At 70.2% G+C, this 15,116-nt stretch carries 10 protein-coding genes; 3 read left to right on the top strand and 7 right to left on the bottom strand.

From position 1 onward, the window contains the following. The first annotated feature begins 179 nt into the window (after positions 1–179). A complete protein-coding gene (locus tag KCH48_RS01505) occupies positions 180–1,040 on the top strand; it encodes an alpha/beta fold hydrolase (RefSeq protein ID WP_307840771.1) in 861 nt (286 codons plus the stop codon). Between the two features lie 44 nt (positions 1,041–1,084). Here KCH48_RS01505 and KCH48_RS01500 read toward each other — a convergent pair whose 3' ends face one another. From KCH48_RS01500 to KCH48_RS01490, 3 genes are read right to left on the bottom strand one after another with little or no spacing between them, the layout of a single operon-like run. Continuing rightward, entirely contained in the window at positions 1,085–2,629 is a 1,545-nt protein-coding gene (locus KCH48_RS01500; protein ID WP_210569571.1) for an alpha-L-fucosidase, read from the bottom strand. Between the two features lie 12 nt (positions 2,630–2,641). Beyond that, positions 2,642–4,477 (bottom strand): family 20 glycosylhydrolase, encoded by a 1,836-nt coding sequence (locus tag KCH48_RS01495; RefSeq protein WP_210569569.1) that lies wholly within the window; start codon positions 4,475–4,477, stop codon positions 2,642–2,644. Then, positions 4,470–6,791, bottom strand: a complete 2,322-nt coding sequence (locus KCH48_RS01490) for an alpha-L-fucosidase (protein WP_210569567.1) — start codon at positions 6,789–6,791, stop codon at positions 4,470–4,472. Before KCH48_RS01490 ends, KCH48_RS01495 begins: the two co-directional genes overlap by 8 nt. Positions 6,792–7,045: 254 nt before the next feature. Here KCH48_RS01490 and KCH48_RS01485 point away from each other — a divergent pair, with 254 nt between their 5' ends. Further along, entirely contained in the window at positions 7,046–8,389 is a 1,344-nt protein-coding gene (locus tag KCH48_RS01485) for an amidase (RefSeq protein ID WP_210569566.1), read from the top strand. Positions 8,390–8,470: 81 nt separating this feature from the next. On the opposite strand, the gene KCH48_RS01480 is transcribed toward KCH48_RS01485, so the two are convergent. Continuing rightward, the gene (locus KCH48_RS01480) at positions 8,471–8,644 is read right to left on the bottom strand and encodes a hypothetical protein (RefSeq protein WP_107082809.1); all 174 of its coding nucleotides are present in this window, start codon (positions 8,642–8,644) and stop codon (positions 8,471–8,473) included. 473 nt (positions 8,645–9,117) lie between these two features. Between KCH48_RS01480 and KCH48_RS01475 the strand changes: the two genes are divergently transcribed. Continuing rightward, positions 9,118–9,567: a hypothetical protein gene (locus KCH48_RS01475; RefSeq protein WP_210569564.1), complete on the top strand. Its 450-nt coding sequence runs from the start codon at positions 9,118–9,120 to the stop codon at positions 9,565–9,567. Positions 9,568–9,592: 25 nt separating this feature from the next. Here KCH48_RS01475 and KCH48_RS01470 read toward each other — a convergent pair whose 3' ends face one another. From KCH48_RS01470 to KCH48_RS01460, 3 genes are all read right to left on the bottom strand, one after another. After that, positions 9,593–11,086, bottom strand: coding sequence for an SDR family NAD(P)-dependent oxidoreductase (locus tag KCH48_RS01470; RefSeq protein WP_210569562.1), 1,494 nt, complete (start codon positions 11,084–11,086; stop codon positions 9,593–9,595). A gap of 213 nt (positions 11,087–11,299) precedes the next feature. Further along, positions 11,300–12,643: a wax ester/triacylglycerol synthase family O-acyltransferase gene (locus KCH48_RS01465; protein WP_210569560.1), complete on the bottom strand. Its 1,344-nt coding sequence runs from the start codon at positions 12,641–12,643 to the stop codon at positions 11,300–11,302. Between the two features lie 145 nt (positions 12,644–12,788). Continuing rightward, the gene (locus KCH48_RS01460; RefSeq protein ID WP_210569558.1) at positions 12,789–15,107 is read right to left on the bottom strand and encodes a GH92 family glycosyl hydrolase; all 2,319 of its coding nucleotides are present in this window, start codon (positions 15,105–15,107) and stop codon (positions 12,789–12,791) included. Positions 15,108–15,116 lie beyond the last annotated feature (9 nt).

Below are 15,116 nucleotides of genomic sequence, written 5' to 3'. Positions count from 1 at the left end.
TCAGGGACAATGGGCGTATGCGGTTGAGGGGAACCATATGTGTCGCCGTCGCTCTGGTGCTGTCGGCCGCCGTGGGCTGTACGGCCAAAGACGGCGGCGACGACGACCAAGCGCGCCCTAGTCCATCGGCGTCGAGCCGAACTGCCACGCAGAGCCCCACGCCCACCCCGGTCAACCCCGTGTCCATCCCCGGTCTGATCGAGCGCGAGCACACCGGTTCCGGGCTGAAGCTCGGCACCGTGCTGGCCCGTACCGACGCCTACACGAGCTACGAAGTGACGTACGAGGCGAACGGGTTGACCATCTCGGGCCTCATGAACATTCCCGAGGGGAAGGGCCCCTTCCCGGCGCTCGTGCTCGCGCACGGATACATAGACCCGGACATTTACACCACCGGCCGAGGGCTCTCCCGCGAGCAGGATCTGCTCGCCCGTAACGGCTATGTCGTCCTGCACACCGACTACCGCAACCACGCGAGGTCGGACAAGGATGCCGACAACGACGTGAATCTCCGGCTCGGGTACACCGAGGACGTGATCGGCGCGGCGAAGGCGCTGCGGGCGGCCGGGCGGCCGGAGATCGACGGTGACCGGATCGGGCTGCTGGGGCGGTCGATGGGTGGGGGTGTCGTCTACAACAGCCTGGTGGTGGCTCCGGGTCTGTTCGACGCCGCCGTCGCCTTCGCTCCGGTCAGTGGGCACCCGGAGGAGAACATCGACCAGTTCCAGCGACCGGAAGGGGATCCGCTCGTCGGCCAGATCGAGGCCGAGCACGGTACGCCCGAGGAGAACCCGAAGTTCTGGCGTGAGGCGTCCCCGCTCACTTACCTCGACCGGGTCACCGAGCCTCTCCTGATCCATCACGGCACCGTCGACGACACCTGCCCCATCGCCTGGACGCGACACACGGTGGCCGCGTTCGAGAAGGCGGGGAAGGATGTCGAGTTGCGGACCTATCGCGGCGAGGGCCACACCTTCTACGGGCAGTGGCCGCGCTCGATGGAGACCACGATGAACTTCTTCGAGGAGCATCTGCGCTGAACGGTGGCCACCAGGTCGCCGACGCCCTGGTGGCCACCTGCTCCTCAGACCCGGGACCGGTACAGCCCGAACTCCGTGATCCGTACGGCACTCCGCGCGCCGGTCACCCGCAGCCGCCACCGCCGGGCCCGCGCCGGAGCCGCCAGCAGGAGGATCCGGCTCGCGCCGACCGTCCCCGCCCCGGTCACCTCCGTCCAGGCGCCGTTCATGTAGGCCTCTACGACGAAGCTCTCCACCTGCTGACCGTGCCCGATGTCCTCGGCCAGCCGGACACGGTCCACCTCCCGCTCCTTTCCGAGGTCGACGGTGACCCGCCCCGGTGAGGCCGTGACACGGGCTCCCCGCGCCAGGTCCTCGGGCAGCTCCCGGTCGACGCGCTCGCGGAACTCCCGCAGCCGGACCACGTCGGCGGCGGGCAGCAACCCGTCGGTGTCCGGCGGGATGTTGAGCAGCAGAACCGAGTTGCGCCCGACGGACCGGAAGTAGATGTCCGTCAACTGCGCCACGCTTTTGGGTTGTTGGTCGGCATGGTAGAACCAGCCGTCCCGGATGGACACATCGCACTCGGCCGGCCACCACTGGAGGTAGTCCGCCACCGGCTGCGCCGCCACGAGCGCGTCACGGCTGCCCATGTCCGGGGCGTCATAGGCGAGGGCGTAGTCGGTCCGGCCGTAGTCCTTCTCCTGGACCGGGACGACGCTCCACTCGTCCTCGCGGGCCAGCCCGCCCTCGTTGCCGACCCACCGCACATCCGGGCCGGAGACCGCGATCACCGCGTCCGGGGCGAGCGACCGCACCAGGGTGTACCAGCTGTCCCAGTCGTACTTCTCGACCTTGTCCGGCGGGATGCGCCCCTGGGCTCCGTCGAACCAGACCTCGTCGATCGGGCTGTACTCGGTGAGCACTTCGTAGAGGTGGTTGAGCATGTGGGCGCCGTAGTCGGTGGCCGGGAGGCTGTACGACTCCCGTGGTGTGCGGTCGTCGCCCTCGACGAGCGTGGGGATGGTGTGCGTGGTGCGGGCGCTGCCGTTGGCGTAGACGCCGTGGAGGTACTGGTTCTCGTCGGCGGGCGAGATGTAGACGCCGACCTTGAGGCCGTGGCGGCGCATGGAGTCGGCGAAGGAGCGCAGTACGTCGCCGTGTCCGTTCTGCCAGTTGCTGGAGGCCACGGTGTGGTCGGTGTAGCGGGAGGGGTGAAGCACAAAGCCGTCGTGGTGCTTGACGGTGAGGATGGCGAGCCGGAAGCCGCCGTCGCGGAGGGCTCTGGCCCATTGGTCGGTGTCGAGTCCGGTCGGCTGGAAGACGTCCGGGTCTTCGTCGCCGGTGCCCCATTCCAGACCGGTGAAGGTGTTCACGCCGAAGTGCAGGAACGCGGTCCGCTCCAGCCGCTGCCAGGCGATCTGCCGTGCGGTGGGCCGGACTTGGGACGCCTTGCGGACGAGATCGGCCGCGGTGTCGTCCGGGGAGACGGGGATGCGGTAGCGGGGGTCTTCGGCCTCGGCGGGTGCGGCCGCCGCGGGGATTCCGGTCGCGGCGAGCGCGGTGACGGCGGTCGCGCCGGTGACGAAGAGGCGTCTGGAGACAGTCATCGGTGAGACTCCTCAGCTCAAGTGCCAGACGGCGGAGGGGAGTTGGTCCGGCGGGTACTGCACGAGCCGGCCGTCGTCCGGGCTCAGGGTCATCCGCGTGATGGCGTTGACGAGCCGGTATCCGCCTGCGGCCGGCTCCAACTGCCAGCGCTGCAAGGTGTTCGCGGCGTCGCAGACCTGAGCGGTCGCTTCGGCGCCCGGCTGGAGCGGCACGTTGAGCGTCAGTTTTCCGCCGCGCACCTCCAGGCAGCCGTCCGCGGTCCGCAGGGTCAGATAGCCGTCGGCCGTGCGCTTCACCTGCGCCGTGAACGACAGCCCGTCCGTCCGGAAGGTGTACGTCCCGTCCGCCACCGGCGTCCGCGTCAGGTCCCGCCACCCGGGCGCGTGCCCCACGGCCGATCCGCGGGCGATGAACTCGGCGTAGGTGGCGTCGGGGTGCGGATCGCCCCAGGTGGCCTGGGCGATATGGCGCAGCGCGGGCCACAGCCGCTCGGCGACCTCGTTCTCCGTCTCCCCGCGGCCGTTGTCGGGCCAGAGACTGATCTTCGCGCCGGTGATGCCGTCGGCCGAGGCGAGCTTCTCGCCCTCGAAGCTGCGCGGATCCCAGCTCTGCTCGTACAAGCCCTGGGTGTCGGAGTGGAAGCCGCCGCGGACGAGGTACAGGGCGTAGGCGGCGTTCATCAACGGGTAGCCTTGGTCGATGAGTTGGCTCGGTTTCACAGCGACGTTCAGCCAGTGTTCGACCGTCGTGCCCGCCGCCACGGGCACGGTGTTGGCGCCGGTGAGCCCGTCGTTCCAGATGCGCAGCTTCTTGCCCTTGGCTGCCGCGTAGGCGTGGACGCGGTTGACGAAGTCGACGAACGCGTCCTGGGGCGTGGCGTCGGGGCCGTACTTCTCCCGCGCGTACTGAAGGATGTGCGGGTACTTGGCGAAGTCGGAGCCGAGCATGTACTCGTCGGCGCCCATGTGCCAGGACGTGGACGTGAAGACCTGCGCGTATTCGTCGATCAGGCTCGTGTAGTAGGCGAGGGCCTCCGGCCGGGTGATGTCGAGGCGCGAGGGCTGCTTGTTGCCATCGGTGTCGGTGAGCTGCAGGTCGGGGCGGTTCTCTATCCACGGGTCCATGTGGCCCGGCGAGTTGATCTCGGGGATGATCTCGACGTGGTACTTGGCGCCGAGGGCGACGAGGCGGCGTATCTCGTCCTTGGTGTAGTAGCCCCAGGTGTTGGCCTCGGGGTGGGCGTCGCTCTTCACCTTCAGTTCGAGGAGCAGCTGGTTGAGCTTGTGGTACGCCATCTCGCGGACGAGGTTCTCCAGCCAGGGCATCGAGATGTGGATGTAGCACGCGCACACGCCGACGCCCCGCTCCCGGTAGCGCGGCACGTCGACCGTGCGTCCGGCGGGGATCCTGTCGCCCTGCGCGAGGAGTTGCAGGAGGGTCCGGGTGCCGTAGAAGGCGCCGGTCTCGGTCGCGCCGGTCACCGACAGCCGCTTGCCGGCGTGGAGTTCGTAGCCCTCCCCGCCGAGCGAGGTCCTCCCGGGCTGAACGTCGATCACGACGTCACCGGCGCGCGCCCCGCCCCGTACGACAGGAACCGTGCCGTGTCCCGCGGCCCGCAGATCGTCGGCGAGGGTCTGAGCGACCCGGCGCTCGGCCCCGGAACCGGCGACCAGACGACTCCCGTTCCCATAGGCATAACTGCCCGCCTCTGCCGTCCAGTTGGCCAGCGCGGGCACGGTGACCGGCGGGGCCTTCTCCTTCGGTGCCGCCTGCGCCGGTACCCCGAAGAGCATCAGCACCGCGACCAGGCCGATCAGTGCGAACCGTCTCTTCCCGCGCTCAGCCATGCCACTCCACCTTGAACACCCACGCGTGACGACCGGCCGTCCGGGCCGCCTCGGGTACGTCGATCACCAGTGCTCCGTTCCGTACGGTCCAGGTCAGCGGCCGGTCGTGGCCGAGCATCGTCACCTTGTCGCCGGCCCGGACCGGGACCGGCGCCTCGACGGTGAGCCGGGCGCCCGGCCGGGCCAGGGAGTGGATGTAGAAGGCCTCGTTCGGGCGGACCGTGAACCTGAGGTCCTCGCCGAGTTGTGCCATCCGCGACCAGTACGTGGTGTCGTAGATCGCCTCCCCGTTGGTGCGCAGCCAACGGCCCGTCTCGCGCAGCCGCGTCTGCATGATCTCCGGGATGGTGCCGTCGGCGCGCGGGCCGATGTCGAGGAGGAAGTTGCCGTTCTTCGAGACGATGTCGACGAGGCTGTGCACGACCTCCTCGGCCGTCATATAGGCGTCGTCGGGCGTCGCCTTGTTGTAGCCGTAGCTGAACGGGTCGAGTCCGCGGCTGGCTTCCCACTTGGCGACGACCGTGTTCTCGTACGTCGTGTACTCGGGGGTCGTGAAGTCGTGGAAGCCGATGCCGGAACGGTTGTTGACGGTGACCTCGACCGGCCGGGCGCGGTTCTTGGCGTGGTTTAAGTACTCGGCGAGCACATGGACGCTGTCGTTGACGCCGCCGATGTCGCACCACAGCACCGACGGGTCGTAGCCGTGGATCAGCTCCAGCATCTGCGGCGCCTGGTACTCCTTCACATAGTCCTTGCCGGCCGTGTGGCCGGTGTACGGCACCGGTTCGAGGGTGTACGGATTGCGCGGGGCGTGGCCCATCCAGGGGTTGTCCGGGTTGAACCACTCCGGCATCGAGAAGTACAGGCCCCGGTGGAGTTCGGGCGTGTAGCGGCGGGACGCCTCGAACAGCTCCTTGATCAGGTCCCTTCGGGGGCCCATCTTGACCGAGCTGCGGTCGGAGACCTTGGTGTCCCACAACGCGAAGCCCTCATGATGCTTCGAGGTGAGGACGTGGTACTGGGCGCCCGCGTCCCGGAAGAGCTCCACCCACGCGCGCGGGTCGAACCTCTCCGCCGTGAACATCGGGATGAAGTCGTCGTACGCGAAGTCCTCGCCGTAGGTCTCGCGGTGGTAGGCGTACACGGCGTTCGCCGGGTCCTGCAGGTGGTTCCAGTACCACTCGGCGTACTGCTTGCCGACGGGCGACCACGCGGGCACCGAGTAGACGCCCCAGTGGATGAAGATGCCGAACTTGGCGGAGTGGAACCAGTACGGCGCCTGATGCCCGGAGAGGGAGGCCTCGGTGGGCTGGTAGTCGGCCACACCGAGGTTCAACTTGCCTGGTTTGGCGGTGACTTGCGTCCCGCGCCCGCTCACGGTCACCGAGCCGTCCCGGACGGTGCCGGGTGCCGTGCCCGCGCGGTTGCGGATGCCGATGCGGACCCTGGCCTGCTCGCCGGGGTCGAGACGGCGGATCCGGGCGGGCTCTACGGTGCGGGCGCCGGGAACGTCGACACGTACCGACACGGTGTCGCCGGAGCGTATGGCGACGGTGCCCGCGTTGACGATCGTGGCCTCGACGCTCTGGGCGCCGGTCTCCTCCAGCAGCGAGTTCGTGGAACGGGCGGCCAGGAGGGCCAAGGCCCGGCCCCGGGCGACGGGTTGGAGGGAGAGGGCGAAGACATGCAGGGACGCCTTGTTCGCCTCCGCCGGGTTGGTGACGGGCAGGGTGACGGCGACCGCCTCCCGCTGCGGGTCGAGCCACACCTCCGACGTGCCGATCCCGACGCTGTGCTCGTCCTTCGTCCCGTCCGGGCCATAGCGGTACGGCGCCGACAGTGAGCCGCCCGCCGCGTACCAGTCGGCGCCGCCGAGCCCTGCCGTCGTGGTCGTGCCGTCGGCGTAGTGGACGGTGGCCTTGCCGGAGGCGTTGCCGTAACTGCCGGCGGTGAGGAAGAAGGCCGAAAGGTAGCGGCCCTTGGGCAGTTCGACGCGCTGGCCGAGCGCGACAACGTTGTTCGCGGTGTCCGCGGACGGGAAGAGGAAGGGAATGCCGTCGACCTCGACCCGGCCGGAGGGGAGTTCCTCGCCCGGGAAGGTGTAGCCCGAGCCGTCGAAGTCACCGCCGCGGGCGACGGCGGTGTCGATGCCGTCGTTGTCGTACAGCCCGTCCAGCGGGACGGGGACCGGGTCGGGGACGGGGACCCACTGACCGGCGGCGTGCGCCTCGGCGGTCACGGTGAGGGGAAGGGCTGCGGAGGCGGCGACGCCCGCCGCGACACCCAGGACCAGACGTCTTGGATACGTACTCATGAGCGGCTCCAATTCATCGGATGTCCGATGATTGAGCGGGCCTCTGAGCCTGTCAATGGGGCGGAACGGCAGGAGAATTGAGCGATTGATCGGAGGACCTGCTGTTCAGCGGGCGGCTCTTGGGCACACCCGCGCGAAAAGTCCAAGAACCGCCGCCCGAATGTCCAAGCCCCGCTCCCTCTCGACGTGCCGCCCGGTCCCGGGCACAGTTCTCCCTACATACTCGCCGGTAGACGCACTGTGAAGGAGCGCACGTGACCAACTGGACCGGCCGGACCGCCGTCGAGATCGCCGCAGCCGTACGGGAGAAGCGGGCCACACCCCGGGAGGTGGTGGCCGAGCACCTGGCCCGGATCGAGCGGCTCGACGGCCGCGTCGGGGCGTTCCGCGTGGTCCGTGCCCAGGCGGCTCTCGCCGAGGCCGACGAGGTGGGGGCGCGCGGGGATCTGGCCGAACTGCCGCTCGCCGGTGTGCCGGTGGCCGTGAAGGACAACCTCGCCGTGCGGGGCGAGTCGAACCGCATCGGCTCGGCCGCGACCCCGGACACCCCCGCCGAGCACGACCATGTCACCGTGGCCCGGCTGCGGGCGGCGGGCGCGGTGGTGGTGGGTCTGACGAACGTGCCGGAGCTGTGCGTCTTCGGCACCAGCGAGGGCGTCCACGGCACGGCCCGCAACCCGTGGGACACCTCCCGCTCGGCGGGCGGCTCCTCGGGCGGCAGCGCGGCGGCGGTCGCCGCGGGGCTGGTGCCGATCGCCCTCGGCAACGACGGCATGGGCTCGCTGCGCATCCCTGCGGCCAACTGCGGCCTCGTCACCATCAAGCCGGGCCACGGCGTCGTGCCCGCGGGGATCGGCGAGGGCGACTGGTTCGGCATGTCCGAGAACGGCCCGCTGGCGACGACCGTCGAGGACGCCCGCCTGATGCTGTCGGTCCTCGCCGACACCGATGCCGTACGACCGCACGAGCCGGCCTCGCGCAAGGTCGCCGTGTCGCTGCGCAGCCCGCTCGCCGGCGTCACCATCAGCAGGCCGTATGCGGAGGCGACCCGGGAGGCGGCCGGGGTGCTGGCCAAGGCGGGTCACCAGATCCGGCGCGCCGATCCGCCGTATCCGCTGTCGCTGAGCTTCACCTCGCTCGCGCACTGGACGGCGGGCACGGCGGTGGACGCCAGGGACTACGACCCGCGCCTGCTGACCCGGCGCACCCGGGTCCATGCCGCCGTGGGGCGGCGCTTCGTGGGCCGTGTCACCTCCGGCGACAGCAGGGAGCAGTTGCGCAGAAGGCTGGAGCCGTTCTTCGCCGAGCACGACGTGGTGCTCACTCCGGCGCTGGCCCGCCGCTCCCCCAAGGCCGTGGCCTGGCACGAGCGGGGCTGGCTGCGCAATGTGCTCGCCGACACCAACTACTCGCCGCTGACTCCCCCGTGGAACCTGACCGGCTGGCCCGCGCTGTCCGTCCCGTTCGGCTCACTGCCCTCGGGCGCCCCGTGCGCCGTACAACTCGCGGGGCGGCCGGGGTCGGAGGCGGTGCTGCTGGAACTGGCGGAGCAGGTCGAGAAACTGCGTCCGTGGCAGCGAACGGCACCGCTGGACTAGCCCGCCCAGGTCCTGCGCATGCCGAAGCCGCGGCCGGTCGTCGGCCGCGGCTGCGATCGCGAAGGGGCCTGACTGAGGGCGTCAGTCGACGCTGGGCAGGATGTGGGGCTCGGCGAGGTCGTCCTCGTAACCGGCCAGGCGGATGGGGGCCGAACGGGCCCACACGTCGAGGCTGCCGATCTCCCCGGGCCGCCGGCCCGCGCGCTCTGTGCGTTCCTTGGGGCGCTGTTCGCGATTCGTCTTCTCCGGTGTCACCGCGCACTCCTTATGTGTCGGGTCACCCTCGGGGCGTTCCGGCCACTCTGCTGCTGTGCGCCTGACGCCCGCTCGGGTCTGGGTAGAGAACTGTTCGGACGCGGTGGCGCCGGTACCTCAGGTGAGAGCTGGCTGTGCTATCCGGCTCGTCCCCGGGACGGACTCTGGGTGTTGGGTAGGACCCCGTGCTGCTGTCCGTCCCCCTCAGAGTACCCAAATGAGCGGGGGTCCGCTCGATGGGGCTGAAAACTTGGGGTAACCATCACAAGTCGCCCGTGTTCGCTGGGTCATGATATGCCCAGTCTTGTCATGAAATGTGGTGCACGAACATCACTCGTTCGGCCTACACCGGCGACGACGTATTCGAGACAGCCGTATCGGTCGTCGCGCAGTTCAAGTCCCGTTGGCTGTGCCGAAAGCTCGCCATGATCTGCTGCCGTCAGGCAAGGGCTGTCTCGCGGGAGGACTGACGCATGGAGCTGCGCAGCGTCGAGGAGCTGATGGATCTACTGCATGCGTGCAGGGGCACGTGGGACACCCGGCAGCGCGCCGGCGACCGCGTCGATCTGCACGAGCACGCCCTGCGGACCGCCGCGTTGCTGCGCCGCAGCCGTCCCGCCGACAAGGAGCTCCAAGTCGCGGGCCTGGTGCGGCCCATCGGCCGGCTGCTGTGGCCCGGTGACACGGCCGGGCACGACGACCGTACGGCCGACGCGGTGCGGGGTCTGCTCGGTGAACGGGTCGCTCGTCTGATACGCCGCCACTCCCGGCTCGGCACTCCCGTGGACGACGACCTGGTCAGTCTGCGTCAGGCCGAGGAGGAGGGCCGCGGCGCGGGGTTCGACGCCGGGGTGCTGGAGGACTGGCGCACGGTGCTGGAGCTGGTGGCCGCGCGCAACTCGCGGCTGGGGGCCGTCGACTGACGCCCCCCTCGTCGTTGGCCGAGCCTCACCACTTGCCCGGCGCGTAGTCCTTCAGGAAGACGCCGTACAGGTCCTCGCCCTGCTCGCCGCTGACGATCGGGTGGTAGACGCGGGCCGCGCCGTCGATCAGGTCGAGGGGTGCGTGGAAGCCGGCTTCGGCGAGGCGCAGCTTGTCGTAGTGCGGGCGCTCGTCGGTGATCCAGCCGGTGTCGACGGAGGTCATCAGGATGCCGTCGGTCTGGAACATCTCCTGGGCGCTGGTTCGCGTCACCATGTTCATGGCCGCCTTGGCGGCGTTCGTGTTCGGGTGGCCCGCGCCCTTGTAGCCTCGGCCGAACACGCCCTCCATCGCCGAGACGTTGACGACGTACGCGCGCTTGCTCGGCGCTTTGCGCGCGGCCTCGGCCATCACCGACCGCAACTTGCTGATCAGGATGAACGGCGCGGTGTAGTTGCACAGCTGCGTCTCGAGCAGCTCCACCGGGGAGATCTGCTCGATGCTCTGCACCCAGGTGTTGGAGTCGACGACGTCGGGGACCAGACCGCCCGCGTCGATGGCGGTGCCGTCACGGTGCCGCTCCACGCTGGCGTTGCCGGCGACCAGCGCGAGGTCGGCGACCTGCTGCGCGTCGAGGCCGCTGATACCGGCGGGCAGCGCGGCCAGTCCGTCGACCGCGCCGGAGCCGAAGGCGCCGATGACGTGGTGGGCGGGCAGTTCACCGGCGGGCAGCGGGGCGCTCTCGCCCTCGACCAGCGCGGCGTACGCGGAGGGCAGCCGGCGTACCGTCTGGGTCGCGTTGTTGATCAGGATGTCCAGCGGACCCCGCTCGGCGACCTGGTCGGCCAGGGCCACGGCCTGGGCGGGGTCGCGCAGGTCGATGCCGACGACCTCCAGGCGGTGGATCCAGTCCGCCGAGTCGTCCATCGCCTTGAAGCGGCGGATGGCGTCCTTCGGGAACCGCGTGGTGATCGTGGTGTGCGCGCCGTCCCGCAGCAGCCGCAGCGCGATGTACATGCCGATCTTGGCCCGGCCGCCGGTGAGGAGGGCGTGCCTGCCGGTGAGGTCGGCGCGGGAGTCGCGGTGGGCCCGGTTCAAAGCGGCACACTGCTGGCAGAGCTGGTGGTAGAAGTAGTCGACCTCGACGTACCGGGTCTTGCAGGTGTAGCAGGAGCGCGGGCGCTGGAGAACCCCCGCGATCCTTCCCTCCTCGGTGCGTGAGGAGGGCAGCAGGCCCTCGGTCTCGTCGTCGATGCGCTCGGCCGAGCCGGTCGCCGTGGCCTCCGTGACCGCCTTGTCGTGCGCGGTCTTCGCGGCCCGGCGCTCCTGACGGCGGCGCTGCTTGACCGTGCGGTAGACGCCCGCGGTGGCCCGGCGCACGGCGATCGCGTCGGGGTGGTCGACCTCCAGCTTGTCCAGTTCCTCGAGCACACTGAGGCAGACGGCCAGCCGCTCAGGGTCGATGCCGGGCCCGTACACGACCTCGTCCGTGGTCGCCGAGCCGTCCTCTGTCACCGTCATCGCCGCTGCCGCTTCCTGATCCACCGCGCGGCGCTCCGATCGAGTCCGCTTTCGAACGAGGAATTTTACGGAGCACCGGCCCACACGCCAAACCTGCGCTGATCATGGACAACGGCCGGTGATCGAACCGGCGGTGCCAACGGACGGCGAACGGTGATCGCCTCCGCGGCGGTGAGGGAACCCGCACCCCCCGCCGGGAGGCATCGCCACCGCTCACGGCGCGCAAGCCGTGATCAGTGTCTCCACCTCCTCGGAGAGGGCCGCGGCGAGGCGGTCCAGGTCCGGGACGGCCTCCGCGTCGGCGACCAGGCCGTAGTGGACGTGGCCGCGGTACGTCGAGATCGCGACGGCGAGGGACTGGCCGCGGGCGAGGGGGGCGAAGGGGTAGACCTCCGTGAGGGTGTGTCCGCCGAGCTTCAGGCCGAGGCCGGGCAGGGGGACGCTGGTGACGAGGATGTCGAACCAGAGGCGCGCCCCCTGGCTGACCAGCGGCCCGCCGAGCCGGTGAGCGAGCGCCGGGACATGGTCGGCGAGCAGCGCGACGGCACCGGCGCCCCGCCCCGGACCCGCGTCCTTCTTGCGGTCCATGGCCGCGCGGACCGTACCGAGCCGGCCGAGCGGGTCGGGATCGCCGACGGGAAGCCTCATCAGGTACCCGGAGAGCCGGTTGCCCTGAGGGTGGGCGGTGCGCGGGCGGCGTTTGGAGACCGGGATCAGCGCACGCGGCGCCACGCCCTCGCTGCCGTCGCCGCGCTCGTCCAGCCAGCGGCGCAGCGCGCCCGCGACGACGGCGATCAGCACGTCGTTGACGGTTCCGCCGACGGCCTTGCGGACGATGTGCACATCGTCGATGTCGATGACGACACCGGCGGTGCTGCGGGTACCGCTGGGCTCGGTGGTGAGCGCGGGCGAAGAACTCACACCCAGGTTGGACAGAGCGACAGAGGCACCGATGTCGAGGGCCCGGCCCACGTCGGACAGGGCACCCCGCACCAGCCCCGGCAGCTTCCGCACATCCGGGAGCAGCCCGCGCCCCGGCGGTTCGGGGCGAGGCCGGCGCTCGGGCAGGTCGATCGGGTCCATGACCGCGGCGGCGAGCGTCAGTGCCCGCAGCCCGTCGGCCAGCGCGTGGTGGAACTTGAACAGCACGGCGAACGAGACGCCGTCCTCCCCGGGCAGCACATGCGCCTCCCACGGCGGGCGGGCGCGGTCCAGCGGGCGCTCCATGAGCCTGCCCGCCACCTCGTGGAAGTCCGCGGTCGGGGCATGCAGCCGGATGTGGTCCAGCGGGTCGAAGTCGGCGGCGGGCTCACGCGCGGCGCCACCGAACGCGGACGCGAACGTCGGCGGAAACGCCAGCGGCTGCCAGACGTCCCGGATCCGCATCCGCAGTCCGGGCACGGCGGCGGCCCGCGCGGCGAGCAGATCGGCCGCGTGGGCACCGGCGGTGGGCGAGTTCGCGGCGAAGACGCCGAGCGCGCCCAGGTGCATGGGGTTCCGGTCGGACTCGATGTTCCAGAACGCCAGGTCGAGAGGTGCGAGCAGGTCAGAAGTCAATGGCTTGCCTCGCGTCGACGAAGGGTGAGCCAGCAGTCAACCCCTCGCGACCGATTACGGTCAAGTACGATCAAGCTACGCACAGTTAACAAGAGATTAAGTCCCGCCCCTGGTGAAAGGGGCGGGACTCATGAGGCGTCTGGGGTTACTTCAACGCAGGTGGCGCCGCCTGGGCCGACGTTCCCCACTCAGACGGGCGCGAGCCGACCGTGAAATCGAGCGACCGCAGGGACCGCAGGGTGGCGGTGGTCAGATACGTCCGCTCGTAGGCCGACCCGTCCGTCCGGGCCGACTGGATGTAGCGGTCGGTGTCCGAGGTGCCGGGCGCCGTGATGGTGAGCCCGCCCCTCGGGTAGTAGCGGCGGTCCAGCGTGAGGTCGACGCGGTCGAAGACGGGCGTGGACAGGCCCCAGGTGTCGTAGCCGGGCTGGACCGGGAAGATCCCGATCGACGACAGCACGTTCCAGGCGGACATCGTCCCGAGGTCGTCGTTCCCGGTCATGCCGGTCGGCGTGTCGGTGAACAGGGTCAGCGCGGCATGCACCACGTCGGTGGTCTTCCAGGGCTGACCGGTGGACAGGTAGGTGTACGGGGCGATGAGGTCGGGTTCGTTCTGCGGGTTGTACTTGTCGGCGTTGTAGTAGTCGTACGGCCCGTTCACCCACACCTCGCGCGCGGTCTTCGCCGGGTCCGCCAGGAGCTGCTCGTAGGCGAAGAAGGAGTCGAGCCGCTCGTTGGTGGCCCGCGTTCCGCCGATCAGGTCGACCATGCCCGGCAGGTCCTGCGGTACGAGCCACTGGTACTGCCAGGACGTGCCCTCGTGGAAGCCCTCGCTCTGCGCCGGGTCGGCGGGGCCGGTGAAGGCGCCGGAGGCGTCACGGGCCCGGAAGAAGCCGGTCGAGGAGTCGAAGATGTTCCGGTAGCTCTGGGCGCGGGCGGCATAGCGCGCGGCGTCCGCCGAGTGGCCCAGATCCCTCGCCATCTGCGCGAGCATCGCGTCCGACAGGGCGTACTCCAGCGTGGCCGAGGCCCCGTGGTCGTAGTCCGAGTCACCGGGCTTGGCATGCGGACGGCCCTTGATGTACGGCGCGAAGCCCTCGGCGAGGTACTCCTTGTTGGCCTCCCGCCCCACGGCCGGTGAGTCCGCCGACGGCACCCCGTCGGCGTTCTTCCGCAGCGCCCGGTAGGCCCGCTCCTCGTACCCCTTGAGCAGCCCCTGCTGATACGCGTGGGTCAGGAACGGCGTCACCGGGTCGCCGGTCATGATGTTCGTCTCGACCGTGCCGTAGCCCCATTTGGGCAGCCAGCCGCTCTCCTCGTCGATCTTGATCACCGAGATCGCCATGTCCCGGGCCTCACGCGGCGCGAGCAGGGACAGCAGCTGGGACTGGGTGCGGTAGGTGTCCCACAGGGACCAGTTCTGGTAGTACGTGAAGCCCTTCGCGCGGTGGATCTTCTGGTCCCAGCCGGTGTAGCGGCCGTCGGCGTCGCTGCCGATATTGGGTGCCAGGAACGACCGGTACAGCGAGGAGTAGAAGGTACGGCGCAGGGTGTCGCCGCCGCCCTGGACGCGTACGTCGTCCAGGCGGTCCTCCCATGCCCGCTGGGCTCGGTCCCGGACGGAGTCGAACGAACGCCCGCCCTCGGCCCCGAGGTTGACCGCCGCGCCGCGCGCGTCGACGTACGACAGCGCGGTGGTCGCCTCGACCGTGCGGTCCCGCGTCGTGTCGAAGCGGACGTACGCGCCGTCCCGTCCGGTCTTCGAGCCCGCGGTCACCGCGCTGCCGTCCCAGGTGCCGTACGTCGTGAAGGGCCGGTCGAAGCGGGTGATCGTGTAGACGGTGTACGGCTCGGTGTCCTGGCAGAAGCCGCTGCCGGTGATGGCGGTGCGCACGGTCCGGCTGTCGAGGATCTCGACCTTCGTGGAGACCGTCTTGTGCAGCGACTGGCCCGCGTTGAGCAGTACGTTGGCCTTGCCGGTGGCCGGGAAGGTGTAGCGCTGCACGCCGGTGCGCTCGGTCGCGGTGAGTTCGGCGTCGATGCCGGAGTCCAGGCCGACCTTGTAGTAGCCGGGGCTCGCCTGCTCGTCGTCGTGGCTGAACCCGGCGGCGTAGGCCGCGTAGTCCGTCTGTGTGACGTCGCCCGTCGTCGGCAGCACGGGCAGGTCACCGCCGAGACCGCAGCCGACACCCGACAGGTGGACGAGGGAGAAGCCACGGATGCGGTCGTGGGAGTAGTCGTAGCCGGTGTTGTGGCCGGTGTCGGGCGAGAGCTGCACCATGCCGAACGGCACGGCGGCGCCGGGGTAGGTGTTGCCTTCGTTCTCCGTGCCGATGAACGGGTTGACCAGATCGGTGAGGCGCCCGTCGTGCGGCTCGGCGGCCCGGGCGGCCGGGACGGTGCACAGCGCGGACGCTGCCACCGCCCCGGCCAGCCACAGGCGCAGGTGCCGGGTCCATCTCATCCTGCGGTT

Origin of the sequence: Streptomyces sp. GESEQ-4, assembly GCF_017948455.1 — a bacterium.
GTDB lineage: Bacteria > Actinomycetota > Actinomycetes > Streptomycetales > Streptomycetaceae > Streptomyces.
Note: the sequence above shows the minus strand (reverse complement) of the source record. Positions and strands in the feature narration are given on the sequence as shown.

Bases quoted from the DNA above. Each gene is read 5' to 3' on its own strand.
- KCH48_RS01500 (WP_210569571.1), bottom strand. From the start codon at position 2,629: ATGACTGTCTCCAGACGCCTCTTCGTCACCGGCGCGACCGCCGTCACC.
- KCH48_RS01475 (WP_210569564.1), top strand. From the start codon at position 9,118: ATGGAGCTGCGCAGCGTCGAGGAGCTGATGGATCTACTGCATGCGTGC.
- KCH48_RS01460 (WP_210569558.1), bottom strand. From the start codon at position 15,107: ATGAGATGGACCCGGCACCTGCGCCTGTGGCTGGCCGGGGCGGTGGCA.
- KCH48_RS01495 (WP_210569569.1), bottom strand. From the start codon at position 4,477: ATGGCTGAGCGCGGGAAGAGACGGTTCGCACTGATCGGCCTGGTCGCG.
- KCH48_RS01470 (WP_210569562.1), bottom strand. From the start codon at position 11,086: ATGACGGTGACAGAGGACGGCTCGGCGACCACGGACGAGGTCGTGTAC.
- KCH48_RS01490 (WP_210569567.1), bottom strand. From the start codon at position 6,791: ATGAGTACGTATCCAAGACGTCTGGTCCTGGGTGTCGCGGCGGGCGTC.